Here is a 24,520-nt window from a genome sequence, read left to right on the forward strand (position 1 = left end):
CCCGTCAGTCTACGCACGGCCGAGGAGGTCGGTCCTGTCGAGCCTGGTACACGTCGGGTACGCCGTCGTCGTCGGCGTCGGTGGTCTCCAACTGGTGAATGCGCCGGTAAGCGGCGTTTCTGGCCAGCAGGACCACCGATGCGGCGGCCGCTGCGATCAGAGATCCGGCCAACACGCCGACCTTCACCAATTCGTCACGTTCGGAGCCCAGGCCGTAGGCCAGATCCCCGATGAGCAGCGACACCGTGAACCCGATGCCCGCCAGCATCGACATGCCCAGCACATCGATCCATCGCAACGAGGAGTCCAGTTCGGCGCGGGTCACCGACGCCAGCAGCCGGGTGGTACCGAAGATGCCCAGAGGTTTCCCGACCACCAGACCGGCGATGATGCCGAGCGCCACCGGCTCTGTCAGCGCATGCGTCAGGCCGCTGATCCCGCCGAAGCTCACGCCCGCGGCGAAGAACGCGAACGCCGGGATCGCCACCCCGGCCGACACGGGTCGCAGCCGGTGCTCGAAGTGCTCGGCCAGCCCCGGTCCGGCGTCCGGCCCGCCCGCGGCCGCACTGCGCCACACGGGCACCGCCAGCCCCAGCAGCACGCCCGCCACGGTGGCGTGGACACCCGATTCGTGCACCAGCACCCAGGTCGCCAACGCCAGCGGGATCAGCAGCCACCAGGAACGGATGCGCCGCTGCACGCAGACGGTGAACACCAGCAGCGGCACCAGCGCCGCGGCCAGCGCCCACACCTCAATGTCCTCGGTGTAGAAGATCGCGATGACGAGGATGGCCAACAGGTCGTCGACCACCGCCAGCGTCAACAGGAAGATCCGCAGCGCCGACGGCAGATGGGTGGAGATCACGGCCAGGACCGCCACGGCGAAGGCGATGTCGGTCGCGGTCGGGATCGCCCATCCGCGCAACGCGTCGGGTTCGGTCTGCGACACCACCGCCACGAAGATCAACGCCGGGACCACCATGCCCCCGACGGCGGCGGCGATCGGCAGCACCGCGCGCGCCGGGTCGCGCAGGTCACCGGCGACGAACTCGCGCTTGAGCTCCAGTCCGACGATGAAGAAGAAGATCGCCAGCAGACCGTCGGCCGCCCATGTGCCCAACGTGAGGTCGAGGTGCAGCCCGAACGGTTGCCCGCCGACCCGGGTGTCGCGCAGCGCGAAGTAGGCGTCGGCCCACGGTGAGTTCGCCCAGACCAGTGCGGCCCCGGCGGCCACCAGCAGGACGATGCCCCCGACGGTCTCCTTGCGCAGGATGTCGGTGATGCGGCTGGTCTCGGCCCACGATCCCCGGCCGAGGATCGCACGGGTGGGCTTGTCGGTCACAGGTGCCTTCGAGACGAGGGTGGGCAGGGTCAGGTAATCGCCGACCAGACTTCCCGGCACACCGGGTTTCAAGCGTAAGCGATCGTCGACCGCCCCGACACTCAACGCCCGTCGCCGAAGCTGTGGGCTATGGTCCGGGCGTGCCGGGAAGTTTGGGCGGCAGACGAGCCGCCGATCGCGACACGATCTACCTCGTCGCTCCCAGCGGGCACCCCAATTACGGGGACGAGTTCATCGTGCGGGCCTGGCTGCGACACCTGGCGCGGGTCCGGCCCGACGCCGAGGTGATCGTCGACTGTCACACACCGGGGCAGGCCGCGGTCCTCATGGCCGGCGCGCACCCGTCGGTCACGTTCGTCGACACGTTGTGGCGGATCTGCTTCGAGACCGCAGAGCTCCCACCGGTGGATGCGGTGGCGGCGGCTGCCGCGGTGATCGGCGAACCCGGCCGGATGCCCAAGTTGGTGTGCGGTGTCGAACTGCTCGCGCGCGCCGACGTCGTGCACGTGGTCGGCGGTGGCTACATCAACGCGGTGTGGCCGCACCATCTGGCGCTGCTTGCCGCCGCGGCGGCAGGTGCCGACCGGGCCGGCGCGCGGCTGGTGGCGACCGGGCAGGGACTGCTGCCGGTGGGTGACGAACAACGCCGCGCGCTGCTGATCGCGTATGCGCAGCGGTTCGCCACTTTCGACGTCCGTGACCAGGCGTCCTACGACGTGCTCGCCGGTATCGGTGACCGGCTCACCCAGACCGGCGACGACGCCTGGCTGGGTCTGGGCCACAGCGACGTGTACGACGACGAGTGCGAGGCGGCCCGCCGTCGGGTGGTCTTCTGTCTGCAGAGCGACCTGATGGACGACTTCGCCGGTGGGCGCGGCGTGGACGGATTGGCCGACGCGGCATCGCGGCTCGTCGAGTCGTGGGGTCTGGACGGGGCCGACGTGGCGTTCGTCGAGAGCATCCCCGGCGCCGACCGCGTGGTGTTCGACCGGATCTCGCATCTGGTGCCGGGTGCGGAATTCATGCCGTTCAGCCACCTGTGGAGGACAGGTCTGCCGGCGGTGCCCGGCCAGATCTGGGTCACGACCCGTTTCCACCACCACCTGCTCGCGGCCGCACGCGGTGTGTCCGGCATCGCGCTCACCGGTCGCGCAGACTATTACCCGGTCAAGCACCAGACCCTGGCCGAGCATGGATCCGGTTGGCTCCTCAGTGATTCCGACGATCTGCCGAACGCACCGGTGACCGGTGGCGGTTTCCGCCCCGAGAAGGTGGCGGCGATGACGCGGGAGAAGACGAGCTTGGCGGCGCGGATCTACCCACCGCCAACGTCACGACGCCGGGTCCCGGAACTGCTGCGCCGCCGGACCGGTGCGACACGCTCGGCTACCCGTGGGTTTTGACTTCCCGCAGCTCCCGGCCCTAACGTCGGTGTACCGGTAAGGATTACGGTTTGGTGCCGACGCGCGTGCGTGTGACCAGACGCAGCACCGCACCGTGATCCTCGACGTGACGATGCGACGAGAGGTTCGAGATGAAGATGCCCGCCGTCCGACTCCCCGCCCTGTTGCGCGCGTTGACCGCCGGTGGCCTGGCCGCGGCGCTGGTCGCCACGGGCGCCTGTTCGACCACGGAGCCGGGCACCGGCAACCCGACCGGCGAGGGCTCCACGCTCGAGCGGATCAAGGCGGACAAGTCGATCAACGTCGGCTTCGCCAACGAGCGCCCGTACGCCTACCGCGAGAACGGGCAACTGGTGGGCCAGGACCCGGCCGTCCACGGCTACATCTTCGACCAGATCGGCGGCATCACCTTGGAACCGCACCTGTTCGAGTTCGGTTCCCTGATCCAGGCGCTGAACTCCGAACGCGTCGACGTGGTGACCGCGGGCATGTTCATCACCCCGCAGCGCTGCACCCAGGCAGCGTTCAGCAACCCGGTGTACGTCGCGACGACGTCGCTGCTGGTGCCGAGCGGCAACCCGAAGAACCTCACCGACTACGCGTCGATCGCCGACGGTGACGCGCGGCTGGCCGTGATGAACGGCGCCGTGGAGGTCGACCAGGCGAAGGGCTCCGGCGTTCCCGACGACCGGCTGCAGATCGTCGCCGATCAACAGGCCGGCCTCGACGCGGTCAAGTCCGGCCGCGCCGATGCGTTCGCTCTGACCAGTATCTCGTTGCGCGCCTTGGCCTCCGGGGACAACACCGTCGAAGTCGCCGAGGCGTTTGTGCCCGTCATCGACGGCGAGGAGCAGATCGGGGCCGGCGCGGCGGTCTTCCGGCAGAACGACACCGCGCTGCGCGAGGCATTCAACGAGAAGCTGGCCGAACTGATCCGCAGCCCGAAGTGGCTGGAACTCGTCGAACCCTTCGGTTTCACCGAGGCCGAACGTCCCGATCCGGACCTGACCGCCGAGCAGCTCTGCCAGGGCTGAGCCCCGGTGCTCGCCGAACTCGCCGACGCCGCACCCCTCTTCCTGTACGGCGCCGGCGTGACGGTGCTGTACACCGTCCTGGCCGCCGTTGCCGCGCTGGTGGTCTCGTTCGTGTTCGGGCTGATGTCGCTGTCGGGTTCGGTCGTCGTTCGCGGCCTGTCCCGCACGGTCGTGGAGTTCTTCCGCGGCACCTCCCTGGTGATCCAGTTGCTGTGGATCTTCTTCGTGCTGCCCCAGCTCGGGCTGCGGTTCGAACCGATGGCCGCGGCGACGCTCGCGTTCGGCCTGAACTTCGGGGCCTACGGCGCTGAGATCGTGCGCGGCGCCATCGCGTCGGTGCCCAGACCGCAATGGGAGGCCACGATCGCGTTGGGGCTGGGCCGGTTTCGACGGATGCGGCGGGTGATCCTGCCGCAGGCACTGCCGGAGATGGTGCCGCCGTTCGGCAACCTGTGGATCCAGATCCTCAAGAGTTCGTCGCTGCTGTACCTGATCGGTATCACGGAGTTGACCTTCGAGGTCAAGCAGCTGCAATTCCAGGTGGGCAGTATGGCGGCCTTCAGCATCGCGCTGGTGGTGTATTTCGTGCTGGCGCAGGCGCTGGTCGCGGTCACGCGGTGGGTGGAGACCCGCACCGCCGCGCGCCTGGGCCGGGGACCCCGAGCCGTCGTCATCACCCAGCCCGGGACGGTGGGCACACCGTGACCACCGAACGCAGCCTCTGGGACTGGGACTACGCCGGCGACGTGCTGCCCGGTCTGATCGAGGCATTCCTGAAGTACACGCTCGGGATCACCGCAGCGGCCTCGCTGGTCGCGATCATCGGCGGCTTGGTGCTGGTGCTGCTGCGCCGCGCCGAGAGCCGGTGGATCTCCTGGCCCACCTATGCGGTCGTGGAATTCGTTCGTAGCACCCCGATCCCGATCCAGCTGTTCTTCGTCTACTTCGGCCTGCCGGTCATCGGCGTACGGCCCAGTGCGCTGGCCACCGGCATCGCCGTGCTCGGCGTGCACTACGCCTGCTACATGTCGGAGGTCTACCGCGCCGGCATCGACGCGATCCCGCCGGGGCAGTGGGAGGCCGCCACCGCGTTGTCGCTGCCGCCGTACCGCACCTGGCGCGCGGTGATCCTGCCCCAGGTGGTGCGCCGTGTCCTGCCGTCGACGGGCAACCAGATCATCGCGCTGTTCAAGGAGACCCCGTTCCTGATCGTGATCGGGGTGGCCGAGATGGTCACGGTGGCCAACCAGTTCGGCGGACAGAACTACCGCTACATCGAACCCATCACCATCGCCGGGCTGATCTTCCTGGCCGCGAGCTACCCGACCTCGGTCCTGATGAGGAAGCTGGAGATCCGCCTTGCCCAGTGACAATTCGCCCACCCCGATGGTCCGGTTCGAGAACGTGGTCAAGAAGTTCGGCGACAAGACCGTGCTCGACGGCATGAACTTCTCCGTCGCGCCCGGTGAGCGGGTGACGCTCATCGGGCCGTCCGGATCCGGCAAGACGACGATCCTGCGGCTGCTGATGACGCTGGAGCGGGTCACCGACGGGGTGATCTGGGTAGGCGGTGAGCCGCTGACCCACGAGCGTCGCGGCGACCGGTTGGTGCCCGCCTCGGAGAAGTATCTGCGGCGGGTCCGACGTCGAATCGGCATGGTGTTCCAGCAGTTCAACCTGTTTCCGAACATGACGGTCATCGAGAACGTGATCGAGGCACCGATGTCGGTGCTCGGCCTCGGCAAGGACGACGCCCGGGCCCGCGGCACCCAACTGCTCGAACGGGTCGGCATGGCCGACTTCGTCGACGCCCACCCGACCCGTCTGTCGGGTGGGCAGCAGCAGCGGGTGGCGATCGCCCGGGCGCTGGCGATGGAGCCCGACGTGCTGCTGCTCGACGAGGTGACCTCGGCGCTGGACCCCGAACTGGTGGTCGACGTACTCGACGTGCTGCGCGAGATCGCCGAGACCACCGACATCACCATGCTCATCGTCACCCACGAGATGCGTTTTGCGCGCGACGTTTCCGATCGGGTGCTGATGTTCGACAACGGTGTGATCATCGAGGACGGACCGCCGTCGAAGATCTTCAACGAACCCGAGCAGGAACGCACCCGCACGTTCCTGCGCGCCGTGCTCGAGGAGCGTTAACTTTCCGCCGGCTCTCCGGTGGACAACGTTTCGTCGGGCCAGCGGGCCGCGGCGGCGTGGCCGGCGAGCAGCTTGAGATAGAACACCGGGCCGAACCAGCGTGCCGACGGGTAGGGCTGCAGGGCGGCGTCCAGCGCGACCCCGCCCGCCGTCAGCACCCATCCCAGCGGCCGGCGGTGGGCGCGGAACCGGCGGATCAGCACCGTGGCCGCCACCAGATACGCGTAACGCGCGCCGGCATGCCACCAGCCGCGGCGGTCGGCCCCGTCGACCCAGGCCAGCACCAGCGGGTGCAGATGGACCAGCGCGAACCGCAGGTGATCGGCGTCGGTCTGTCCGGGCCGTTCGTACCAGCGGGCGCAGGCCGCGGTGTTGTTCGCCCACGCACCGCCCCACAGGTCCACCGCGCAGACGGCCAGCAGCGTCGTCCTGGCCGCACCCAGTCGGCGGGTGTGGCGCAGCGCGTCGAGACCTCCCAGACCCGCCAGCCCGAGAATCGTCGCGGTGCCCGCCGGGCCGGTCTCCGGGCCGACGAACTCGAACCACGCGCGTCGAAGCGGACCGATCTGCTCGCTCATTCCCGGCCCGCCCGGGTCAGCACGGCGACGCACTCCACGTGGTGGGTGAGCGGGAACGAATCGAAGACCCGCAGGTTCTCGACCGCGTATCCGCGGGCACGGTACAGACCGATGTCACGCGCGAACGATGCTGCCTCACAACCGATGTGCACGATGCGCGGCACCGCGGCCGCCGACAGGGCGTCGATCACCTCGCGCCCCGCACCGGTGCGGGGCGGATCGAGCACCGCGACGTCTGCCGGACGGTCCTGCGCCTTCAGCGCGCGGCGGACCGAATCGTTGACCACGTTCACCCAACCCAGATCGGCCAGCGAGGCGCGTGCGGACCGGGACGCGCCGCGGGAGGTGTCGACGGTGACGACGCGGCCCGTCTCCCCCACCGCCTGCGCCAGTGCGGCAGCGAAAACACCTGCGCCCCCGTACAAGTCCCAGGCGGTCATCCCTGGACCGAGCTGCGCCCACTCCGTGACCAGCCTGCTGTAGACCTCCGGCGCATCGCGGTGGGCCTGCCAGAACGCGGTCACCGGGATCCGCCAGGTCCGCCCGCCCACCCGTTGCACAGCTTCGTAGGCGCCCTCGACCACCGCGGTCTTGTGGCCGCCGCCGCTGCCGGAGGTCACGATGTGGCGGGTCCCGTCCGCGTCGAGGACGACGTGCACGTCCGCGCCGGCCGGCCAAGTGGTCTCGGCGACGGCGGTGAGCATGTCGGTGGGCAGCTGGGCACAGTCGAGGCGGTGGACCAGCTCGGCGCTGTGGTAGCGGTGGAACCCGGCCCGGCCGTCGTCGGAGGTGGCCAGCCGCACCCGGGTGCGCCAGCCGGTGGCCGCACCGTCGCCGACGGGCTCGGCGGCGGCCGAGTCCTCGTCACACCAGTGGTGATCACCCAGGCGGGCAAGCTGATTGGCCACGACCGCGCCCTTGATTCGGCGCGCGTGCGACGGTTCGGCGAACGCCAGGTCGCAGCATCCGGACTGCTCGGGCCCCGCGATCGGACACAGCGACGCGATGCGCCCCGACGCCGGGTCGAGCACCTCGGTCACCTCCGCGTTCCAGTACGAGGCGCGTCGGTCGAGCACCCGGACCCGCACCGTCTCCCCGGGCAGGGCGTAGCGCACGAACACCACGCGCCCGTCCAGGCGTGCCACGCACTTCCCTCCGTTGGCGGCGGCCTCGGTGCGCAGCACCAACTCGTCGGCGTCGGTCATTCCAGGAACCCTTTCCGCGCGTCGCCCGGCGCGGACTGCGGCGCCAACTTCTTGAGCCGTTCCGACGAGGACAGCTGCCAGGGCACCGAGGTCACCATCACGTTGGGCATGAACAGCAGTCTGCCCTTGAGCCGCAACGCGCTCTGGTTGTGCAGCACCTGCTCCCACCAGTGGCCGACGACGTACTCGGGGATGAACACGGTGACCACGGTGCGCGGCGACTCCTTGCTGATCCGTTTGACGTAATCCAGGACAGGGCGGGTGATCTCGCGGTACGGCGAGGCGATGACCTTCAGCGGCACGCTGATGTCGCTGTTCTCCCACTTCGACACCAGCTCGCGGGTCTCGGCGTCGTCGACGCTGACCGTGACGGCCTCGAGGGTGTCGGGACGGGTCGCGCGGGCGTAGGCCAGCGCCCGCAGCGTCGGCAGATGCACGTTCGACACCAGCACGATGGCGTGGTTGCGGCTGGGCAGCACGATGTCGGCGGCCTCCTCGGACTGGGTCTCGAGTTCGCGCCGGACCGAGGTGTAGTGGCGGTGGATCAACCGCATCAGACCGAACAGCGCCCCCATCGCCAGGATCGCGATCCAGGCGCCCGCCACGAACTTGGTGACCACCACGATCACCAGCACGGTCCCCGTGCAGACACATCCCACGGTGCTGACCACCCGGGCCCGGTGCATCCGGGTGCGTGCGGCGGCGTCGGTTTCGGTGCGCAGCAACCGGGTCCAGTGCCGCATCATGCCGAACTGGCTCATGGTGAAGGCCACGAACACACCCACGATGTAGAGCTGGATCAGCGCCGTGACCTCGGCCCCGAACGCGACGACGAACCCGACGGCGCCGAACGCCAGGAACAGGATGCCGTTGGAGAACGCCAGCCGGTCGCCGCGGGTGTGCAGCTGGCGCGGCAGGTACCGGTCCTGCGCCAGGATGGAGCCCAGCACCGGGAATCCGTTGAAGGCCGTGTTCGCCGCGAGCACCAGGATCAGCGCGGTGACACCGGCGATCAGGTAGAGCCCGGGCGCGAAGTCGTGGAACACCGTGTCGGCCAGCTGGGCGATCAGGGTCTTCTGGTGGTAGTCCGCCGGCGCGCCGACGAGCTGTTCGTGCGGGCGTTCGGCGATCTGCACACCGGTGGCCTGGGCCAGCAGGATGATGCCCATGAAGAACGTCACCGCGATGCCGCCGAGCATCAGCAGAGTGGTTGCAGCGTTGCGGGACTTGGGTTTCCGGAATGCGGGGACACCGTTGCTGATGGCCTCCACCCCGGTCAGCGCCGCGCTGCCCGACGAGAACGCCCGCGCCACCAGGAAGACCAGCGCGAAGCCCAGGACGTTGCCGTGCTCGGCGTGCATCTCGAAGTCCGCGGACTCGGCGCGCAGCGGGGTGTCGAGCACGTAGATCTGAAAGAAGCCCCAGCCCAACATGATCACCATGCCGGCCATGAACGCGTAGGTGGGAATCGCGAAGGCGGTGCCGGACTCCCGGATGCCGCGCATGTTCAGCGCGGCCAGCAGCAGGATTGCGACGACGGCGAACAACACCTTGTGCTGGTTGACGAACGGGATCGCCGAGCCGATGTTCGACATCGCCGAGGACATCGACACCGCGACGGTGAGCACATAGTCGACCAGCAGCGCGCTGGCTACCGTCAGTCCCGCGGTCGGACCCAGGTTGGTGGTCACCACCTCGTAGTCCCCGCCACCGGACGGATAGGCGTGCACGTTCTGCCGGTAACTCGCGATCACCACGAGCATCACCGCCGCGACGGCCAGCCCGATCCAGGGGGCCATCGAATAGGCCGCCAAGCCCGCCACCGACAGCACCAGGAAGATCTCCTCGGGCGCGTATGCCGTGGAGGACAGCGCGTCCGACGCGAAGACCGGAAGAGCGATGCGCTTGGGCAGCAGTGTGTGCGACAGCCGGTCGCTGCGGAACGGCCTGCCGAGGACGAGCCGACGCGCGACGGTCGAAAGCTTGGACACGACAGCCAAGCGTATGCCTGCCCACCCGGAACCGCCGCGAAGCTGTAGCGTTGCGCCGAGCACGGGTATCCAGCAACTCGCCGGCGCAGGACCGGCGCAGGTGGAAGGACGCGGCAGGTGCGGGTAGTGGTGATGGGTTGCGGTCGCGTCGGCGCGTCCCTGTCCGACAGCCTGGCCAGGATCGGGCACGAAGTCGCCGTCATCGACCGCGACAGCAGCGCGTTCCACCGGCTCTCCCCCGACTTCCCGGGTGAGCGGGTGCTCGGGATGGGCTTCGACCGCGATGTGCTGGTGCGCGCCGGCATCGAAGGGGCCGGGGCGTTCGCGGCGGTGTCCTCGGGCGACAACTCCAACATCATCTCGGCGCGCGTGGCGCGCGAGACGTTCGGTGTGCAGCGCGTCGTGGCGCGCATCTACGACGCCAAGCGCGCCGCGGTCTACGAGCGCCTCGGCATTCCGACGGTCGCGACCGTGCCGTGGACCACCGACCGCCTGCTCAACGTGTTGACCCGGGAGACCGAGACCACCAAGTGGCGCGACCCCAGCGGCAACGTCGGCGTGACGGAGCTCGCGCTGCACGAGGACTGGGTGGGACGGCGCATCACCGAACTCGAGGCGGCGACCGCGGGACGGGTCGCGTTTCTGATCCGGTTCGGCGCCGGTCTGCTACCGGAGGCCAAGACGGTGCTGCAGGCGGGCGACCAGGTGTATCTCGCGGCGGTCTCCGGGCACATCGCCGAGGCCCTGGCCATCGCGGCGCTCCCCCCGAACGACGACGAGGAGGCACGGTGACGCGCACCCGAGGAGGCGACCGATGAAAGTCGCCATCGCCGGAGCCGGCGCGGTCGGTCGCTCGATCGCCCGTGAGCTCGTCGCCTCGCACGAGGTCACGCTGCTGGAACGCAACCCCGAGCACATCGACGTCACCGCCGTGCCCGCCGCGCACTGGCGGGTGGGCGACGCCTGCGAGCTGAGCCTGCTGGAGTCGGTGAAACTCGAGGAGTTCGACGTCGTGATCGCCGCCACCGGCGACGACAAGGCCAACGTGGTGCTCAGCCTGCTGTCCAAGACGGAGTTCGCGGTGCCGCGGGTGGTGGCCCGCGTCAACGATCCCCGCAACGAATGGCTCTTCGACGAGTCCTGGGGTGTCGACGTCGCGGTGTCCACGCCGCGCATGCTGGCCTCGCTGGTCGAGGAGGCGGTGGCCGTCGGTGACCTCGTACGGCTCATGGAGTTCCGTAAAGGTCAGGCCAACCTGCTCGAGATCACCCTGCCCGACGACACCCCGTGGGGCGGTAAGCCCGTCAAACGCCTGGAGTTACCCCGCGACGCCGCGCTGGTGACGATCCTGCGCGGCGCACGCGTCATCGTGCCCGAGTCCGACGAACCCCTCGAGGGCGGTGACGAATTGCTGTTCGTGGCCGTGACCGAGGTCGAAGAGGAGCTGCGCGCGCTCCTGCTGCGGCCCCCGCCCCGCTGAGGCTCACTCGGGGGTGGCGGCCGGATTGCCGACTTCGCTCCGCGCGCGCACGGCCCGCTGGGCGGCGCGAATGGCCAGGTAGGTCACCAGCGCGGCCACCGCCGTCAGCGGCCACCCCATCGCGATGCGGGCCACCCCCAGCCACCCGGTCTGATCGGCGTCGTACAGGTGCCGCTGGACCACGAAGCGCGACGCGAACACCACCACCCACACCAGGGTGGCCAGATCGAACGCGCGGACCGCGGCGGGGACGTCGCGCCAGTCGCGGTCGGAGGCGTGGACCCAGCCCCAGATGTAGCCGACGACGGGCCGGCGCACCACCACCGAGACGGCGAAGACCACCGCCCAGAACAGCGACGTCCAGATCCCGAGCAGGAAGTAACCCTTCGACGCGCCGACCAGATAGGCGATCAGCGCGCTGATTCCGACGGCGAAGAACCCGGAGATGGCCGGTTGCACCGAATCCCGGCGCACCAGCCGCCAGATCAGGATCAGCGTGGCCACGCCCAGGGCGGCGAAGATGGCCGGCATGAGTCCGAAGGCCGAGGACACCGGCACGAACACCACCACCGGCAGCGACGAGTAGATCAGGCCGCTGACGCCGCCCATCTGCTCGAGAACCGCTGCACCTCGCGGTTGAGAGTCTTGCGCCTCCGGTTCGGTGTCCGGGCCGCTCACTTCTGAATCTCGTAGTGCGGGTTGTAAATTGCCTTCGCTCCGTTGTCGAGTTTGCCCACGCGACCGCGCACCTTGAGCGTGCGACCGGTTTCGATGCCGGGGATGCGCCGTTGGCCCAACCACACCAGGATGACCGAGTCGGTTCCGTCGAACAACTCGGCCTTCACCCCACCGGAGCAGCTCTTGCCGCTGCATTCGACGCTGCGCAGGGTGCCGATCATCGTCACCTCCTGGCCGCGCTGACAGTCGATCGCTCGCTGCGCACCGGTGTGGGCGACGTCCTCGGAAAGCTCCTCGACGTCCAGCTGCTCCGGGTCCTCGGTCAACCGACGGGTGAGCCGCCGCAGATAACCCTCGGCCGTGGCCATGGCTTTCTCCTGACCTTCTGTGGATCCGTGCGGAGGGATTACCCCACCGGACGCCACCGTAGACCTCCTGGTGCGCAGATGCTAACGCCGACGGACCCGTTGCCACGCCACATCGGGTCGGCGGGCACGATCGAGGCCATGACGGTCGAAATGCGCGGTGTCACGGCGGTCCTGCTGCCCGGCACCGGCTCCGACGACGAATTCGTGCGCCGCGCCTTCGCGGCCCCGCTGCACGCGGCCGGTGCGCGGGTCGTGACGCCACGACCGCAGCCGCGACGGCTGATCGCGGGCTACCGGGAAGCCCTGACCGACGCGGCAGCTGCCGGCCCGATCCTCGTGGGTGGGGTGTCGATCGGCGCCGCGGTGGCCGTGGAGTGGGCACTGCAGCATCCCGCGCGCGCCGTCGCCGTGCTCGCCGCGCTGCCCGCATGGAGCGGGTCACCGGCGACCGCCCCGGCCGCGCACGCCGCCCGCTATTCCGCGGCGGCCCTGCGGCGCGACGGTCTGGCGGCGACCACCGCGCAGATGCAGGTCTCGAGTCCGCGATGGTTGGCCGATGAACTGACGCGATCGTGGGCGGGTCAGTGGCCTGCGCTGCCCGATGCGATGGAGGAGGCGGCCGCCTTCGATGCGCCGACCGCCGACGCACTGGCCCGACTGACCGTGCCGTTGGCGGTGGTGTCGGCCGTCGACGACGCGGTCCACCCGCTGCAGGTCGGCCGGGAGTGGGCGTCGGCCGCGCCGCGAGCGGTCCTGCGCACCGTCACGCTCGACGCGATCGGGGCCGACCCTTCGGTGCTCGGCGCTCAGTGCCTGGCCGGTCTGGCCGGCCTGGACGGGTCGGGCTGAACTCAGCCGCCCATGCTGGTGCGCAGCTGCTGCATCGCCGAGCCCTGGGTGCCCTGACGGGCAGCGGGGTTGGGCTGCTGCTGCTGCGGTGGTGCCGGCTGACCCGCGGCCTGAGCCTGGGCCATCGCCTGCTCCTGAGCGGCCCGCAGCTGGGCGGCCATCGGCTCGGGCAGCTGCACCGCCAGCGGCGTGCGGACCGGCAACGGCGTGTCCCCCCGCCGGACCACGGTGTCGGCCAGAGCGTTTCGGGCCTGTTCGGCCAGCAGCGCGATGTGTTCGGCAGGACCGTTGACCACGCAGCGCACCATCCACCGGTAGCCGTCGACCCCGATGAACCGCACAACCGTGGCTCCGTCTGCGGCGGTGCCGACCACTTCGCGACCCCACGGGCCGTCTTCGATGCTGACCTTCGGCACGTCGCGGCGCAGCGACTCGGCGAGCTCCGCGGCCACCTCCCGCCAGAGTCCGGCCGACTTCGGCGCGGCGTAGGCCGCAATGGTGAAGCGTCCGTGCGGCGTCACGACCCAGATGGCGCTCGGCACGCCCGTCTCGCCGAGCTCGACCTGGACCTGACCGCCGTCGGGCATCGGGATCAGCACCGACCCCAGATCCAGGCGGGCCACCGTGGCGACCTCGGGATCGTCGAAGTCCTCGATGTCGAAGGGACCTTCGAGCTCGTCCGCCGGTTCGTCGGCCTGGTCCTCGACCCGGTCGTCGTCGTTACGTCCTCGCCTCAGCGCCATGTCGCGCCCTCCTCAGTTCTCACAGGCTCGCATGCCCCCCTGATGACCCGTGTCCTCCGTCGCCGCGGGTGGTGCCGGACACCCCGGCCTCGTCGAACGACGTCACCTCGATTAGTTCCGGCAGCTCCACGCGTTGGACCACCAGCTGGGCGATGCGATCGCCGCGCCGGATCTCGATGGGCGTGGCGGGATCGAGGTTGATCAACGACACCTTGATCTCGCCACGATAGCCCGCGTCTATGGTCCCGGGGCTGTTGACGATCGAAAGTCCCACGCGCGCAGCCAGTCCGGAGCGCGGATGCACCAGCCCGACCATGCCGTGCGGGATCGCCACCGCGACTCCCGTGGGCACCAGGGCGCGAGCGCCGGGCGCGAGCTCGAGGTCCTCGGCGCTGTACAGATCGACGCCGGCGTCGCCCTCATGGGCGCGGCTGGGCAGCGGCAACCCGGGATCGAGCCGCACTACCGGCAAAGAGGTGGACACGACGCCAAAGACTACTCTTGGCCGCGTGTCCGACACGCACGCCACGACTCAAACCGTCCGCTACCGCGAGCGGCTGTGGGTTCCCTGGTGGTGGTGGCCGCCGGCCATGGTGGTCGCCGCGCTGATCGCGGTGGTGTTCCAGCGGGGCCTGTCGTCGCTGCCCGATTGGGTGCCGTTCGCCGCCCTGTTCCCGGTGGCCGGAATCATCCTGGTCTGGCTCGGGCGCTACGAGGTGCGCGTCGTGGAGTCCGCGGGCGAGATCCAGCTGTGGGCGGGGGCGGCGCACCTGCCGGCGTCGGTCATCGCGCGCACCGCCGAGGTGCCGAAGTCGGCCAAGTCGGCGGCGCTGGGCCGCCAGCTGGATCCGGCGGCCTTCGTGGTGCATCGAGCGTGGGTGGGGCCCATGGTGCTGGTGGTGCTCGACGATCCGGACGATCCCACGCCGTACTGGCTGGTCAGCACCAAGCATCCGGACCGGGTGCTGGCGGCACTGGGCAACTGACCCGACGCAGCGTCAGGCCGCGCAGTCCGAGCAGAGCATCATGCCGTTCTTCTCGCTGGCGAGGCGGCTGCGGTGGTGAACCAGGAAGCAGCTCGAACAGGTGAACTCGTCGGCCTGCTTCGGGATCACCCGCACCGACAGCTCCTCGCCGGAGAGATCGGCCCCGGGTAGCTCGAAGGACTCGGCCGTCTCGGACTCGTCGACGTCGACGACAGCCGACTGAGCTTCGTTGCGCCGTGCCTTCAGCTCCTCGAGTGAATCCTCGGAGACGTCATCGGTCTCAGTGCGCCGTGGGGCGTCGTAATCGGTGGCCATTGCCTGTCCCCTCCGTGAAGCTCGTTGCAGCGTTGCTTTGTACCAGCGTCGAACGCATCCGCCAAACGATTCGTGCCCGGATTGCCGCCCAGTCTACTGTGATTTACGTCACATCTTTACGGTTCTTGGCGTTCGCGCCGGTCGGAGCGTCGCGCACCGACCTCTAGAGTGCTGAGCGTGGTCGCGCAAATCACCGAGGGAACGGCATTCGACAAACACGGACGGCCGTTCCGGCGTCGCAACTACGTGCCCGGCATCGCGATGCTGGCCGTCCTGGCGGTGGTCTCCCTGCTGGTGTGGGTGATCGCGCTGTCGCGCCCCGTCGACGTCGTGGAAGCCGCGCCCTGCAACCCGCCGCCGGCGCCGGCCGACCCGAACGCGGCGATGCCGGTCCTGAAGCCGGTCCCCCGCACCGAGATGACCGACGTGATGCCCGCCAAACTGGCCGACACCCGCATCCGGGTGCTCAACGCCAGCGGGCAGGGCGGGCAGGCCGCCGAGGTCGCCGGCGCGCTGCGCGACCTCGGATTCTCCGAGCCCGACGCCGCCAACGACCCGATCTACGCCACGGCCCGGCTGCAGTGCCAGGGGCAGATCCGGTTCGGTCCGTCCGGGCGCGCGGCGGCGGCCGCGCTGTGGCTGGTGGCCCCGTGCACCGAGCTCTACCAGGACGAGCGCAGCGACGACTCGGTCGACCTGGCCCTCGGGACCGACTTCACCGAGCTGACGCGCAGCGACGACATCGACGCCGTGCTGGCCAGCCTGCTGCCCGATGCCACCCAGCCCGCCGACCCCGCGCTGCTGAGCAAGATCCACACCGGAACCTGCTGATCACCCGTCCCCGAGCGCGCCACACCGACGCAACTCCGCGTCGAACGCGGCGCTGATGCCGCCCGCCGCGGCGGTCACCAGACCGGAACCGTCCGGGGTGGACGGCAGGCGAACCTGAGCTCCGGCCTCGGCGGCGATCAACGCGCCGGCAGCCCAGTCCCAGCGCTGCACCCCGTCTTCGTAGTACGCGTCGAGCCGGCCGGCGGCGACCATGCACAGATCGAGCGCGCACGAACCGATCCGGCGCAGATCCCGGATGTGCGGGAGCAGCTGCGCCACGATCCGGCCCTGCCGCGCCCGGTGTTCCCGGTCGTACGAGAAGCCGGTGCCGATCAACGCCGTCGACAACTCACGGGCGCCGCTGCAGCGCAACTCGGTGACCGCGTCGGCCCGGCGCATGCGAGCCCCGTGCCCGGCGGCCGCGGAGAAGACCGTCCCGGTGGCCACGTCGGCCACCGCCCCCGCCACCGAGACGCCGCCCCGCTGCACGCCGACCGACACCGCGTACGCCTCGATCCCGTAGAGGAAGTTCACCGTGCCGTCGATCGGGTCCAGCACCCACACCAGGCTGTCTTCGCCCGCGGCGCCGTGCGGCCCGCCTTCTTCCTCGCCGAGGATCCGTGCGCCGGGACGGATCTCCGCGATCCGGGTCCGCAGCAGCCGTTCGGTCTCGGTGTCGACCACGGTGACCGGGTCGGTCGGGGTGCTCTTCGTCCGTACCGCGGCCGCATCGTCGCCGGCGTCGAAGACCTCAGGGCGCCGCCGCGCGACGTAGGCCGCCGCCTCGGCGGCCAGCTGTTCGGCCATGTCCCGCAGCGCCACCGGATCAGTGTCCGCATCACTCATGCATCCATCGCAGCACACACGATCGCGACATGGCCCCCTCGACGTCTCGAGCCGTTACTGTGACCCCATCCCCACCTGCAGAGGAGTGACATGAGCGCCAGTGGGTCCGCGCGCCGCGGATTCGGAATCGATGTCGGCGGCAGCGGTGTCAAGGGCGGCATCGTCGACCTCGACACCGGCGAGCTGATCGGGGACCGCTTCAAATTGCTGACCCCGCAGCCGGCGACGCCCGAAGCCGTCGCGGCCACCATCGCCGAAGTGGTCGCACATTTCGGGTGGGACGGACCGCTGGGCGTGACGTACCCGGGTGTCGTGGTCGACGGGATCGTGCACACCGCCGCCAACGTCGACCAGGCGTGGATCGGCCGCAATGCCGCCGAGGTCATCGGTCAGGCGCTGCCCGGCCTGCCGGTCACGGTGCTCAACGACGCCGACGCCGCCGGGCTCGCGGAGGAGAGATTCGGTGCCGGCAGGGACAACACCGGCGTGATCGTGCTGCTGACGTTCGGTACCGGGATCGGGTCGGCGGTGATCCACAACGGCGCGCTGCTGCCCAACACCGAGTTCGGACATCTCGAAGTAGGGGGCAAGGAGGCCGAGCACCGCGCGGCCAGTTCGGTCAAGGAGGCCAAGGGCTGGTCCTACGAGCGGTGGTGCAAGGAGGTCACCCGCGTGTTGGTGGCGATCGAGAACGCGATCTGGCCCGATCTGTTCATCGCCGGGGGCGGCATCAGCCGCAAGGCCGACAAATGGATTCCGCTGCTGACCAACCGCACCCCGGTGGTGGCCGCGGCGCTGCGCAACACCGCGGGCATCGTCGGCGCGGCGATGGCCGCCGACGCCGACATCACCGCTACCGCCCGGTAACCGTCGGCGCGACGCGGCGATTTCGCCGCTGGGCACGGGAGTCGGCATCTCTGTCGTTACAATGGTCTTCGGCGACCGCCCAGCCCACACCGCAGCGGAGCATCCCGACATTGAGATCTCGCCGACATCAACATAGCCGACCCCATTTCGGTGGCGCATGACCGCGCCCCGGGGACCGCACGACCGAAAGGGTGTACGTGGCAGCGACAAAGTCCAGCCCGGCAACCGACGAGCCGGTGAAGCGCACCGCCACCAAGACACCAGCGAAGAAGGCTGCGTCCGCGAAGGCCGGTAACGGTGCCGCGCCGGCGAAGAAGGCGGCCAAACGTGCACCCGCCAAGGCCACCAAGGCACGCGCGGCCAAGTCCGCCGACGCCCCGGCCACCCGCGGACGCGCGAAGAAGGCCACGGCCGCCGAGACCACCGACGAAGATCTCACCACCGAGGCCACCGACGATCTCGAGGTCGAGCCCGGCGAGGATCTCGACGTCGAGGACACCGAGATCGATCTCGAGGACATCGAGGTCGACGCCGACGAACCCGCCGACGGCGCCGCCGCCGCAGCGCCGAAGGCCGGTGCCGCGGCGAAGGCCGACGACGCCGACGACGACATCGAGGAGCCCTCCGACAAGGACAAGGCCTCCGGCGACTTCGTCTGGGACGAGGAGGAATCCGAGGCGCTGCGCCAGGCCCGCAAGGATGCCGAGCTCACCGCGTCCGCGGACTCGGTGCGCGCCTACCTCAAGCAGATCGGCAAGGTCGCCCTGCTCAATGCCGAGGAAGAGGTCGAACTCGCCAAGCGCATCGAGGCGGGGCTGTACGCGACGCAGCTGATGGCCGAGTACGCCGAGAAGGGCGAGAAGCTCACCACCGCGCAGCGTCGCGACATGATGTGGATCTGCCGCGACGGTGACCGCGCGAAGAACCATCTACTCGAAGCCAACCTGCGCCTGGTGGTGTCGCTGGCCAAGCGCTACACGGGTCGAGGCATGGCGTTCCTGGACCTGATCCAGGAGGGCAACCTCGGTCTGATCCGTGCGGTGGAGAAGTTCGACTACACCAAGGGCTACAAGTTCTCCACCTACGCCACCTGGTGGATTCGCCAGGCGATCACCCGCGCGATGGCTGATCAGGCCCGCACCATCCGCATCCCGGTGCACATGGTCGAGGTGATCAACAAACTCGGTCGCATCCAGCGCGAGCTGCTGCAGGACCTGGGCCGCGAGCCCACGCCCGAAGAGCTGGCCAAGGAGATGGACATCACGCCGGAGAAGGTGCTGGAGATCCAGCAGTACGCCCGGGAGCCGATCTCGCTGGACCAGACCATCGGCGACGAAGGCGACAGCCAGCTCGGCGACTTCATCGAGGACTCCGAGGCCGTGGTGGCCGTCGACGCGGTGTCCTTCACGCTGCTGCAAGACCAGCTGCAGTCGGTGCTGGAGACGCTGTCCGAGCGCGAGGCCGGTGTGGTTCGGCTGCGCTTCGGCCTGACCGACGGCCAGCCCCGCACGCTCGACGAGATCGGACAGGTCTACGGCGTCACCCGTGAGCGGATCCGCCAGATCGAGTCCAAGACCATGAGTAAGCTGCGCCACCCGAGTCGTTCACAGGTGCTGCGCGACTACCTCGACTAGACGATCTCCGGCGCGCGGAATCCCGCGCGCCGGAATCATTTTCGACTGATCACGCCAGAGTCGTTGTCTGACAATAACTCTGGGACTCCAGTTCAGCGCGAGTCGCCGGAGCGGGCGCCGTTGCCGCTGCCACCGGAGCCGCCGGCTCCGCCCGTGCCGCCGCTACTTCCGGACGGTCCGCTGCCGTCCTGGCCCGACGTTCCCGAAGTTCCCGGCGCTCCGTCGCCGGACGGCCCGCCCTGGCCGCCGTGACCGCCGGCACCGCCGCGGCCCCCGCCGCCGATCGTGCCGTCGTCTCCATCGGTGCCCGAGGAACCCTGCTCGCTGGCGGCGCCACCGCGCCCGCCCTTGCCGCCGGCACCACCGTCACCGCCTGCGCCGCCCACGCCTCCGCGGCCGCCGTTGCCGCCGTTGCCGACCTGGACGGGCTGGACGTGTTCGACGTCGGGGTCGGAGACGTCGGCACCGCCGCGCCCGCCGTTGCCACCAGCGCCGCCGACGGCGCCGTTGCCGCCGGTACCACCGGCCCCGCCGTTACCGCCGGCACCACCGTCGCCGGTCAGGCGACCTGCGCGACCTCCGACTCCGCCGTTGCCACCGGGGGTTCCGGTCATACCGGCTGCGCCGGTTCCGCCGTCTCCGCCGTTGCCGCCCACCCCGGCATAACCGACACCGGCACCGATCTTGACGTCGCCACCGGCGCCGCCGTCGCCGCCGCGCGCGCCGATGCCTCCGGCGCCGCCTGCTCCGCCTTCGTTGCCGAACACCGCGGCACCGGGGCGGGTGTTCTGCGCGAGTCCCGCGTTGCCGCCGTCACCACCGGCGCCGTAGCCGGCGCCGTTTCCGCCGGCGCCACCGGCACCACCGATCGTGTAGTTGTGAAACCACGCCAGAAACGGCGTGGTGCCCTGACCCTGCCCGCCGCGGCCACCGGCCTGATCGGTACCTGCGCGACCGTCGGCGCCACGTCCGCCGTCCCGCCCGCGTAGGACGCCGTCCACGACGCGGTTACTCAGAGGAAGTCCGGTGGATCCGGAGTAGCTCGGGTTGCCGGTGGCCGCCTGTCCGCGGCCGGGGAAGTTCACGCCGTCGAGGCCCGTGCCGCCGGCTCCGCCGTTGCCGCCGTCTCCGCCGTTGCCGTGCAACCGTCCGGCAGCCCCGCCGGCTCCGCCGTGCCCGCCGGGAATGCCCAACGCGCCGTCGGCTCCGTCGCCGCCGTGGCCGCCGTCACCGGTGTCGGCGAACAACCCGACGTTGCCGCCCCGGCCGCCGTTCTGGCCGGGATGGAAGCCGTCGCCCCCGTTGCCGCCATTACCGCCAAAGAGACCGCCGTTGCCACCATTGCCACCACGTGCACCGTTTCCGCCGTTGCCGAACAGCAGACCGCCGTTGCCGCCGTTGCATGCCGAGCCCTCACAGTCCTCGGCTGCGTGGAGACCGTCGCCGATCAGCCAGCCCCCGGGGCCGATCATGGGCCGCACGGCGGCGACGGTGATCGGGGTCCCCTGCGGCGAGTCGGTGGGCTCCGCGCCGCTCGACTTGCGCGCCGCCCACCACCACACATCGGTCTGACCTGTGGTTTTGTCGGTCAGCGATGCTTCGTTGGACGCCAGTTGGATGTCGAGTTCCACCACGTCGGCCGCGGCGGTACCCGGCCCGAAGAACAGGCCCACGCCGACGACGGTCGCTCCGCCGGTCCCTGCGAGAAGCCACTGCCGGGTGGCGCGCCGGCTACATTTCCGTCCCGTGGCCGATCCAACCGTCATGAGCCGTCATCCCCCTCGATGCACGCGTAGATTGCTGGAATCTAACACGGCAAATTATCTGAGGCGTCAAACCAGCGACGGATATCACTTCGGCGGGTCGAAATCAGCGCTTGCGGTCGCGCACCTTGTACGTCGAGGGCCAGGATTCGCGGGTCTCGTCGCCGACCAACGGGACGCCTTTACTGCCGATGCGCACGTCGTAGGCTTCCTTGCCCGGACCGGCCTCGCGGTTGGCGTGCTCGGTGGCCAGATAGATCAGCTGATCGATCTCGGCTTCGGCGAACGCGACGAACGTCGTCTTGCGCACGATCTCCTCGGCGGGCGGCACCATCCGGTCCGGCAGCACGCGACTCAGCACCGCCGCAATGCCGAGAAGTGAGAACGGCACCACCCAGTACCCGATGAACGACACGGGACTGCGCGTGTCCAGCAGCGAGGCGTCGGCGGTCACCAGCGGCGGGATCGCCGCCGAGACCGTCATGCCGGCGAACGTCGCGATCCAGATCCACGACAACACCGAGGTGATGCGCGTGAACACCTCGCTCTGAACGACCTCCTTCGGCAGCCCGGTCTTCAGGAACTCGCGGACGAACGGTTTGCCGGTCACCGATCCGACCACCGCCACGACGAGGATGCCGGCGGTGCTCAGCGGAAGCAGCCATCGTTCCAGGACCGCGCGGTCACCGACGAACGTCAGCACGGCCAGCACCACAAACGTTGCCAGGGCACCGATTTCGAGCGTCCGGCCGGCCGAGTCACGGAGGCGTGCAGCCACGAACACGGCAATGGCTGCCACCAACGCAACCAGTACGGCTGCGCCGAACGGCACGTTGCCGACGAGTACCCAGTAGATGATCCACGGTGCGAAACCAGCGAGTATGCCCACGGGACCGCAGTGTATTGAGTCACCGCGCGGGCCGTCCGTGACCTACGTCACCCGTCGGGGCGCCTTCAGGAGATGTCGGGGTCCGGCGTGAATGTGCCGTCGGGTCCCGGCGCATAAGAAGTGACATGGATCACAGCGTTCACAGGCAGCTCTCCATACAAATGCGGGAACACCATGCCATCGGGATCGGCGGGAACGCCGGGTTCCCACCGGACTGGAGAGGTGAGTCGTGCGGGGTCGATGCAGAGCAGCATCAGGTCTGTCCGGCCGGCGTAGAGCCGGTTGGCCGGCAGGTGCACCTGCGCCGGTGTCGACAGATGCACGAAGCCGACCGACTCCAGCGATTCCGGTCGGTGCGCACCACACTCCTGCGCGCGTTTCCAGTCTTCGGCGGTGCACAGATGCACCAGCACGTCGTCCGCTGCCATACCCCGGACTCTTTTCCGCCGCAAATTCGGCTGTCGGTGAAACACGACACACCCTTGAACCCCCGGGGAACAAGGCCGGAAGCCCAAGCGTCTGACAGAGTAAGAGATACGCCGCTACACCCCATGGAGGTGCCACTATGACCGCAACGCTCACCAGGCCCGAATTGACCAAGGCTGACCGCTGCGACCGTTGCGGCGCCGCTGCACGGGTGCGTGCCACGCTGCCGTCGGGCGCGGAGCTGTTGTTCTGCCAGCACCACGCCAACGAGCACGAAGCCAAGTTGATCGAGATGGCCGCCGTGCTCCAGGTGAGCCCGGTGGAGGCCTAGCCACACCATCCGCGATGCTGGTCTGGTCATGGATGACCAGTCAGCGCAGCCGGTGAAGCCGCGGTCGTCGCGGCACCACATCCGGCACCTGACCGTCCGCACACTGTCGAAAAGCTGGGACGACTCCATATTTTCGGAATCGGCTCAGGCTGCCTTCTGGTGCGCACTGTCACTGCCCCCGCTGTTGTTGGGGATGCTGGGCAGCCTCGCCTACATCGCGCCGCTGTTCGGCCCCGACACCCTGTCGGCGATCGAGAGTCAGATCCTCTCGGTCGCCGACAGGTTCTTTTCGCAGAACGTGGTCGTCGAGATCATCGAGCCGACGATGCGCGACATCGTGCAGGGCGCGCGCGGCGAAGTGGTGTCGGTCGGTTTCGTGATCTCGTTGTGGGCGGGCTCGTCGGCGATCTCGGCGTTCGTGGACTCGATCACCGAGGCGCACGGCCAAACCGAGTTGCGTCACCCGGTGCGTCAACGCTTCTACGCCCTCGGCTTGTACGTCGTGATGCTGATCGGTGCGATCGTCGCCGCACCGTTACTGGCGCTGGGCCCCCGCAAACTCTCCGAGTTCATCCCGCAGGACTGGGACCGCTTCCTGCAGTTCGGCTACTACCCCGTGCTGTTCCTGGGGCTGCTCATCGGCGTCAACCTGCTCTACCGCGTCTCACTCCCCGAGCCGCTGCCGTCACACCGCCTGCTGGCGGGCTCGGTCCTGGCCACCGTGGTGTTCCTGATCGCCACCTGGGGACTGCGGCTGTACCTGACGTGGATCACCAGCACCGGCTACACCTACGGGGCCCTGGCCACGCCGATCGCGTTCCTGCTGTTCGCGTTCTTCCTCGGCTTCGCGATCATGATCGGCGCCGAACTCAACGCCGCGGTGCAGGAAGAGTGGCCGGCGCCCGAAACCCACGCCAACCGGTTACGTGCCCGCCTCGGCGGCCGCGGTCAGACCGACGGGTCTACTTCTTGAGCTGCTCGTAGATCCGCTTGCAGTCCGGGCACACCGGCGACCCCGGCTTGGCCGACCGGGTGACCGGAAAGACCTCGCCACACAAGGCGACCACGTGGGTGCCCATCACCGCGGATTCGGCGATCTTGTCCTTCTTCACGTAGTGGAAGAACTTGGGAGTGTCGTTGTCGGTCCCGTCGTCGACGCGTTCGTCGGTATCGGTGCGCTCGATCGTGTCGGTTTGCATGCGCCAATTGTGCCTGCCCACCGATCGGTAAGAAATGCGACCGGTTCACCCGGCCGCAGATGTGCGACAGTGGAGGTATGTCCTTGCGATCCGGTCTGCGTCGCTCGTGCGTGATCACGAGCTGAACTTCGACGACGACGGGCGCCCGGTCCTCATCACCCGGGCGGCACCGGCGTATGAAGAGCAACACCGGGCACGGGTCCGCAAGTACCTGACGCTGATGTCGTTCCGCATCCCGTCGCTGATCCTGGCCGCGGTGGCCTACGGCATCTGGCACAACGGGTTGATCTCACTGGCGATCATCGTCGCGGCGATCCCGCTGCCGTGGATGGCGGTGCTGATCGCCAACGACCGTCCGCCGCGCTCGGCCGACGAGCCCCGCCGCTACGACGCGGCACGCCGGGTCGAACTGTTCCCCACCACGGAGCTACCCGCCATCTACGACGGTGCGGTCGACGACCCGCCGCAATCGCGATCCGCCGAATTCCGCGGCGATCGTCCCAACTGAGCGGCTTCTGGCTCCATTCTCAGCACATTCTCAGGTCGGCCTCGAAAAACCGCAGATCAGAACGTGTGAACGCCTCCCATCGTGGGAACTCTTTGCCCGTCGA

Annotated in this window: 29 protein-coding genes; 15 read left to right on the forward strand and 14 right to left on the reverse strand. The window is 69.3% G+C overall.

The window, feature by feature from the left end; translation table 11 throughout:
- Positions 1–4 precede the first annotated feature (4 nt).
- On the reverse strand, positions 5–1,369 hold the full coding sequence (nhaA, locus tag ACAG25_RS15480; RefSeq protein ID WP_370489477.1) for a Na+/H+ antiporter NhaA: 1,365 nt from the start codon (positions 1,367–1,369) through the stop codon (positions 5–7).
- A 113-nt stretch (positions 1,370–1,482) separates the two neighbouring features.
- Between nhaA and ACAG25_RS15485 the strand changes: the two genes are divergently transcribed.
- The 5 genes from ACAG25_RS15485 (at position 1,483) to ehuA (ending at position 5,930) form a co-directional block, all read left to right on the forward strand.
- Positions 1,483–2,745 carry a polysaccharide pyruvyl transferase family protein gene (locus tag ACAG25_RS15485; protein ID WP_370489347.1) on the forward strand — a complete coding sequence of 421 codons (1,263 nt, stop codon included), beginning with the start codon at positions 1,483–1,485 and terminating at the stop codon, positions 2,743–2,745.
- A 131-nt stretch (positions 2,746–2,876) separates the two neighbouring features.
- A complete protein-coding gene (gene ehuB / locus ACAG25_RS15490; protein ID WP_370489348.1) occupies positions 2,877–3,779 on the forward strand; it encodes an ectoine/hydroxyectoine ABC transporter substrate-binding protein EhuB in 903 nt (300 codons plus the stop codon).
- Positions 3,780–3,785: 6 nt separating this feature from the next.
- Positions 3,786–4,484, forward strand: coding sequence for an ectoine/hydroxyectoine ABC transporter permease subunit EhuC (gene ehuC / locus ACAG25_RS15495; protein WP_370489349.1), 699 nt, complete (start codon positions 3,786–3,788; stop codon positions 4,482–4,484).
- Complete coding sequence (gene ehuD / locus ACAG25_RS15500; RefSeq protein WP_370489350.1) at positions 4,481–5,149, forward strand: ectoine/hydroxyectoine ABC transporter permease subunit EhuD; 669 nt, start codon at positions 4,481–4,483, stop codon at positions 5,147–5,149. Before ehuC ends, ehuD begins: the two co-directional genes overlap by 4 nt.
- A gap of 16 nt (positions 5,150–5,165) precedes the next feature.
- A complete protein-coding gene (gene ehuA, locus ACAG25_RS15505) occupies positions 5,166–5,930 on the forward strand; it encodes an ectoine/hydroxyectoine ABC transporter ATP-binding protein EhuA (protein WP_370489351.1) in 765 nt (254 codons plus the stop codon).
- Here the strand turns inward: ehuA and ACAG25_RS15510 are convergent.
- From ACAG25_RS15510 to ACAG25_RS15520, 3 genes are read right to left on the reverse strand one after another with little or no spacing between them, the layout of a single operon-like run.
- Positions 5,927–6,508: a hypothetical protein gene (locus ACAG25_RS15510; protein ID WP_370489352.1), complete on the reverse strand. Its 582-nt coding sequence runs from the start codon at positions 6,506–6,508 to the stop codon at positions 5,927–5,929. The two genes, ehuA and ACAG25_RS15510, sit on opposite strands and share 4 nt — an antisense overlap.
- Positions 6,505–7,713, reverse strand: a complete 1,209-nt coding sequence (locus ACAG25_RS15515) for a class I SAM-dependent RNA methyltransferase (protein ID WP_370489353.1) — start codon at positions 7,711–7,713, stop codon at positions 6,505–6,507. Before ACAG25_RS15515 ends, ACAG25_RS15510 begins: the two co-directional genes overlap by 4 nt.
- Positions 7,710–9,704, reverse strand: a complete 1,995-nt coding sequence (locus ACAG25_RS15520) for an APC family permease (RefSeq protein ID WP_370489354.1) — start codon at positions 9,702–9,704, stop codon at positions 7,710–7,712. The genes ACAG25_RS15515 and ACAG25_RS15520 overlap by 4 nt, the downstream gene beginning before the upstream one ends.
- Before the next feature lie 117 nt (positions 9,705–9,821).
- On the opposite strand from ACAG25_RS15520, the gene ACAG25_RS15525 reads away from it, so the two are divergent.
- Complete coding sequence (locus ACAG25_RS15525; RefSeq protein WP_370489355.1) at positions 9,822–10,496, forward strand: TrkA family potassium uptake protein; 675 nt, start codon at positions 9,822–9,824, stop codon at positions 10,494–10,496.
- 22 nt (positions 10,497–10,518) lie between these two features.
- Complete coding sequence (locus ACAG25_RS15530; RefSeq protein ID WP_370489356.1) at positions 10,519–11,184, forward strand: TrkA family potassium uptake protein; 666 nt, start codon at positions 10,519–10,521, stop codon at positions 11,182–11,184.
- Positions 11,185–11,187: 3 nt separating this feature from the next.
- Here ACAG25_RS15530 and ACAG25_RS15535 read toward each other — a convergent pair whose 3' ends face one another.
- Positions 11,188–11,862, reverse strand: coding sequence for a DUF3159 domain-containing protein (locus tag ACAG25_RS15535; protein ID WP_370489357.1), 675 nt, complete (start codon positions 11,860–11,862; stop codon positions 11,188–11,190).
- Positions 11,859–12,230 (reverse strand): OB-fold nucleic acid binding domain-containing protein, encoded by a 372-nt coding sequence (locus ACAG25_RS15540; RefSeq protein WP_370489358.1) that lies wholly within the window; start codon positions 12,228–12,230, stop codon positions 11,859–11,861. Before ACAG25_RS15540 ends, ACAG25_RS15535 begins: the two co-directional genes overlap by 4 nt.
- Before the next feature lie 138 nt (positions 12,231–12,368).
- Between ACAG25_RS15540 and ACAG25_RS15545 the strand changes: the two genes are divergently transcribed.
- Positions 12,369–13,079: an alpha/beta fold hydrolase gene (locus tag ACAG25_RS15545; protein ID WP_370489359.1), complete on the forward strand. Its 711-nt coding sequence runs from the start codon at positions 12,369–12,371 to the stop codon at positions 13,077–13,079.
- Positions 13,080–13,081: 2 nt separating this feature from the next.
- On the opposite strand, the gene ACAG25_RS15550 is transcribed toward ACAG25_RS15545, so the two are convergent.
- Positions 13,082–13,822 (reverse strand): DUF3710 domain-containing protein, encoded by a 741-nt coding sequence (locus tag ACAG25_RS15550; RefSeq protein ID WP_370489360.1) that lies wholly within the window; start codon positions 13,820–13,822, stop codon positions 13,082–13,084.
- Between the two features lie 19 nt (positions 13,823–13,841).
- Entirely contained in the window at positions 13,842–14,306 is a 465-nt protein-coding gene (dut, locus tag ACAG25_RS15555; RefSeq protein ID WP_370489361.1) for a dUTP diphosphatase, read from the reverse strand.
- Positions 14,307–14,331: 25 nt separating this feature from the next.
- On the opposite strand from dut, the gene ACAG25_RS15560 reads away from it, so the two are divergent.
- On the forward strand, positions 14,332–14,808 hold the full coding sequence (locus ACAG25_RS15560) for a DUF3093 domain-containing protein (RefSeq protein WP_370489362.1): 477 nt from the start codon (positions 14,332–14,334) through the stop codon (positions 14,806–14,808).
- A 12-nt stretch (positions 14,809–14,820) separates the two neighbouring features.
- Here ACAG25_RS15560 and ACAG25_RS15565 read toward each other — a convergent pair whose 3' ends face one another.
- Complete coding sequence (locus ACAG25_RS15565; RefSeq protein ID WP_370489363.1) at positions 14,821–15,123, reverse strand: DUF4193 domain-containing protein; 303 nt, start codon at positions 15,121–15,123, stop codon at positions 14,821–14,823.
- Between the two features lie 177 nt (positions 15,124–15,300).
- Between ACAG25_RS15565 and cei the strand changes: the two genes are divergently transcribed.
- A complete protein-coding gene (cei, locus tag ACAG25_RS15570) occupies positions 15,301–15,954 on the forward strand; it encodes an envelope integrity protein Cei (RefSeq protein WP_370489364.1) in 654 nt (217 codons plus the stop codon).
- Here cei and ACAG25_RS15575 read toward each other — a convergent pair whose 3' ends face one another.
- Positions 15,955–16,800, reverse strand: coding sequence for an inositol monophosphatase family protein (locus ACAG25_RS15575; protein ID WP_370489365.1), 846 nt, complete (start codon positions 16,798–16,800; stop codon positions 15,955–15,957).
- A 90-nt stretch (positions 16,801–16,890) separates the two neighbouring features.
- Here ACAG25_RS15575 and ppgK point away from each other — a divergent pair, with 90 nt between their 5' ends.
- Positions 16,891–17,667, forward strand: a complete 777-nt coding sequence (gene ppgK / locus ACAG25_RS15580) for a polyphosphate--glucose phosphotransferase (RefSeq protein ID WP_370489366.1) — start codon at positions 16,891–16,893, stop codon at positions 17,665–17,667.
- Between the two features lie 197 nt (positions 17,668–17,864).
- On the forward strand, positions 17,865–19,301 hold the full coding sequence (locus ACAG25_RS15585) for an RNA polymerase sigma factor (protein ID WP_370489367.1): 1,437 nt from the start codon (positions 17,865–17,867) through the stop codon (positions 19,299–19,301).
- Positions 19,302–19,393: 92 nt separating this feature from the next.
- On the opposite strand, the gene ACAG25_RS15590 is transcribed toward ACAG25_RS15585, so the two are convergent.
- The 3 genes from ACAG25_RS15590 to ACAG25_RS15600 all read right to left on the reverse strand — a co-directional run bounded on the left by ACAG25_RS15590 (position 19,394) and on the right by ACAG25_RS15600 (position 22,381).
- On the reverse strand, positions 19,394–21,067 hold the full coding sequence (locus tag ACAG25_RS15590; protein WP_370489368.1) for a hypothetical protein: 1,674 nt from the start codon (positions 21,065–21,067) through the stop codon (positions 19,394–19,396).
- 103 nt (positions 21,068–21,170) lie between these two features.
- Positions 21,171–21,953 carry a hypothetical protein gene (locus ACAG25_RS15595; RefSeq protein ID WP_370489369.1) on the reverse strand — a complete coding sequence of 261 codons (783 nt, stop codon included), beginning with the start codon at positions 21,951–21,953 and terminating at the stop codon, positions 21,171–21,173.
- Between the two features lie 65 nt (positions 21,954–22,018).
- Positions 22,019–22,381 (reverse strand): DUF952 domain-containing protein, encoded by a 363-nt coding sequence (locus tag ACAG25_RS15600; RefSeq protein WP_370489370.1) that lies wholly within the window; start codon positions 22,379–22,381, stop codon positions 22,019–22,021.
- A 137-nt stretch (positions 22,382–22,518) separates the two neighbouring features.
- Here ACAG25_RS15600 and ACAG25_RS15605 point away from each other — a divergent pair, with 137 nt between their 5' ends.
- Together ACAG25_RS15605 and ACAG25_RS15610 are read left to right on the forward strand one after the other, a co-directional pair.
- Positions 22,519–22,710: a hypothetical protein gene (locus ACAG25_RS15605; RefSeq protein WP_370489371.1), complete on the forward strand. Its 192-nt coding sequence runs from the start codon at positions 22,519–22,521 to the stop codon at positions 22,708–22,710.
- A 28-nt stretch (positions 22,711–22,738) separates the two neighbouring features.
- On the forward strand, positions 22,739–23,683 hold the full coding sequence (locus tag ACAG25_RS15610) for a YihY/virulence factor BrkB family protein (RefSeq protein WP_370489372.1): 945 nt from the start codon (positions 22,739–22,741) through the stop codon (positions 23,681–23,683).
- On the opposite strand, the gene ACAG25_RS15615 is transcribed toward ACAG25_RS15610, so the two are convergent.
- Entirely contained in the window at positions 23,673–23,909 is a 237-nt protein-coding gene (locus ACAG25_RS15615) for a DUF3039 domain-containing protein (RefSeq protein ID WP_370489373.1), read from the reverse strand. The two genes, ACAG25_RS15610 and ACAG25_RS15615, sit on opposite strands and share 11 nt — an antisense overlap.
- 106 nt (positions 23,910–24,015) lie before the next feature.
- Between ACAG25_RS15615 and ACAG25_RS15620 the strand changes: the two genes are divergently transcribed.
- Positions 24,016–24,417, forward strand: coding sequence for a DUF3099 domain-containing protein (locus ACAG25_RS15620; RefSeq protein ID WP_370489374.1), 402 nt, complete (start codon positions 24,016–24,018; stop codon positions 24,415–24,417).
- Positions 24,418–24,520 lie beyond the last annotated feature (103 nt).

Origin of the sequence: Mycobacterium sp. pV006, from assembly GCF_041287115.1 — a bacterium.
Taxonomy (GTDB): domain Bacteria; phylum Actinomycetota; class Actinomycetes; order Mycobacteriales; family Mycobacteriaceae; genus Mycobacterium.

Excerpts from the sequence above, each read along its gene's own strand:
- ACAG25_RS15615 (WP_370489373.1), bottom strand. The coding sequence starts at position 23,909 with ATGCAAACCGACACGATCGAGCGCACCGATACCGACGAACGCGTCGAC.
- ACAG25_RS15510 (WP_370489352.1), bottom strand. The coding sequence starts at position 6,508 with ATGAGCGAGCAGATCGGTCCGCTTCGACGCGCGTGGTTCGAGTTCGTC.
- ACAG25_RS15610 (WP_370489372.1), top strand. The coding sequence starts at position 22,739 with ATGGATGACCAGTCAGCGCAGCCGGTGAAGCCGCGGTCGTCGCGGCAC.
- ehuA (WP_370489351.1), top strand. The coding sequence starts at position 5,166 with ATGGTCCGGTTCGAGAACGTGGTCAAGAAGTTCGGCGACAAGACCGTG.
- ACAG25_RS15575 (WP_370489365.1), bottom strand. The coding sequence starts at position 16,800 with ATGAGTGATGCGGACACTGATCCGGTGGCGCTGCGGGACATGGCCGAA.
- ACAG25_RS15545 (WP_370489359.1), top strand. The coding sequence starts at position 12,369 with ATGACGGTCGAAATGCGCGGTGTCACGGCGGTCCTGCTGCCCGGCACC.
- ACAG25_RS15605 (WP_370489371.1), top strand. The coding sequence starts at position 22,519 with ATGACCGCAACGCTCACCAGGCCCGAATTGACCAAGGCTGACCGCTGC.
- ACAG25_RS15540 (WP_370489358.1), bottom strand. The coding sequence starts at position 12,230 with ATGGCCACGGCCGAGGGTTATCTGCGGCGGCTCACCCGTCGGTTGACC.
- ACAG25_RS15530 (WP_370489356.1), top strand. The coding sequence starts at position 10,519 with ATGAAAGTCGCCATCGCCGGAGCCGGCGCGGTCGGTCGCTCGATCGCC.
- ACAG25_RS15550 (WP_370489360.1), bottom strand. The coding sequence starts at position 13,822 with ATGGCGCTGAGGCGAGGACGTAACGACGACGACCGGGTCGAGGACCAG.
- ACAG25_RS15600 (WP_370489370.1), bottom strand. The coding sequence starts at position 22,381 with ATGGCAGCGGACGACGTGCTGGTGCATCTGTGCACCGCCGAAGACTGG.
- ACAG25_RS15515 (WP_370489353.1), bottom strand. The coding sequence starts at position 7,713 with ATGACCGACGCCGACGAGTTGGTGCTGCGCACCGAGGCCGCCGCCAAC.
- ACAG25_RS15590 (WP_370489368.1), bottom strand. The coding sequence starts at position 21,067 with ATGACGGTTGGATCGGCCACGGGACGGAAATGTAGCCGGCGCGCCACC.
- ppgK (WP_370489366.1), top strand. The coding sequence starts at position 16,891 with ATGAGCGCCAGTGGGTCCGCGCGCCGCGGATTCGGAATCGATGTCGGC.
- ACAG25_RS15565 (WP_370489363.1), bottom strand. The coding sequence starts at position 15,123 with ATGGCCACCGATTACGACGCCCCACGGCGCACTGAGACCGATGACGTC.
- ehuB (WP_370489348.1), top strand. The coding sequence starts at position 2,877 with ATGAAGATGCCCGCCGTCCGACTCCCCGCCCTGTTGCGCGCGTTGACC.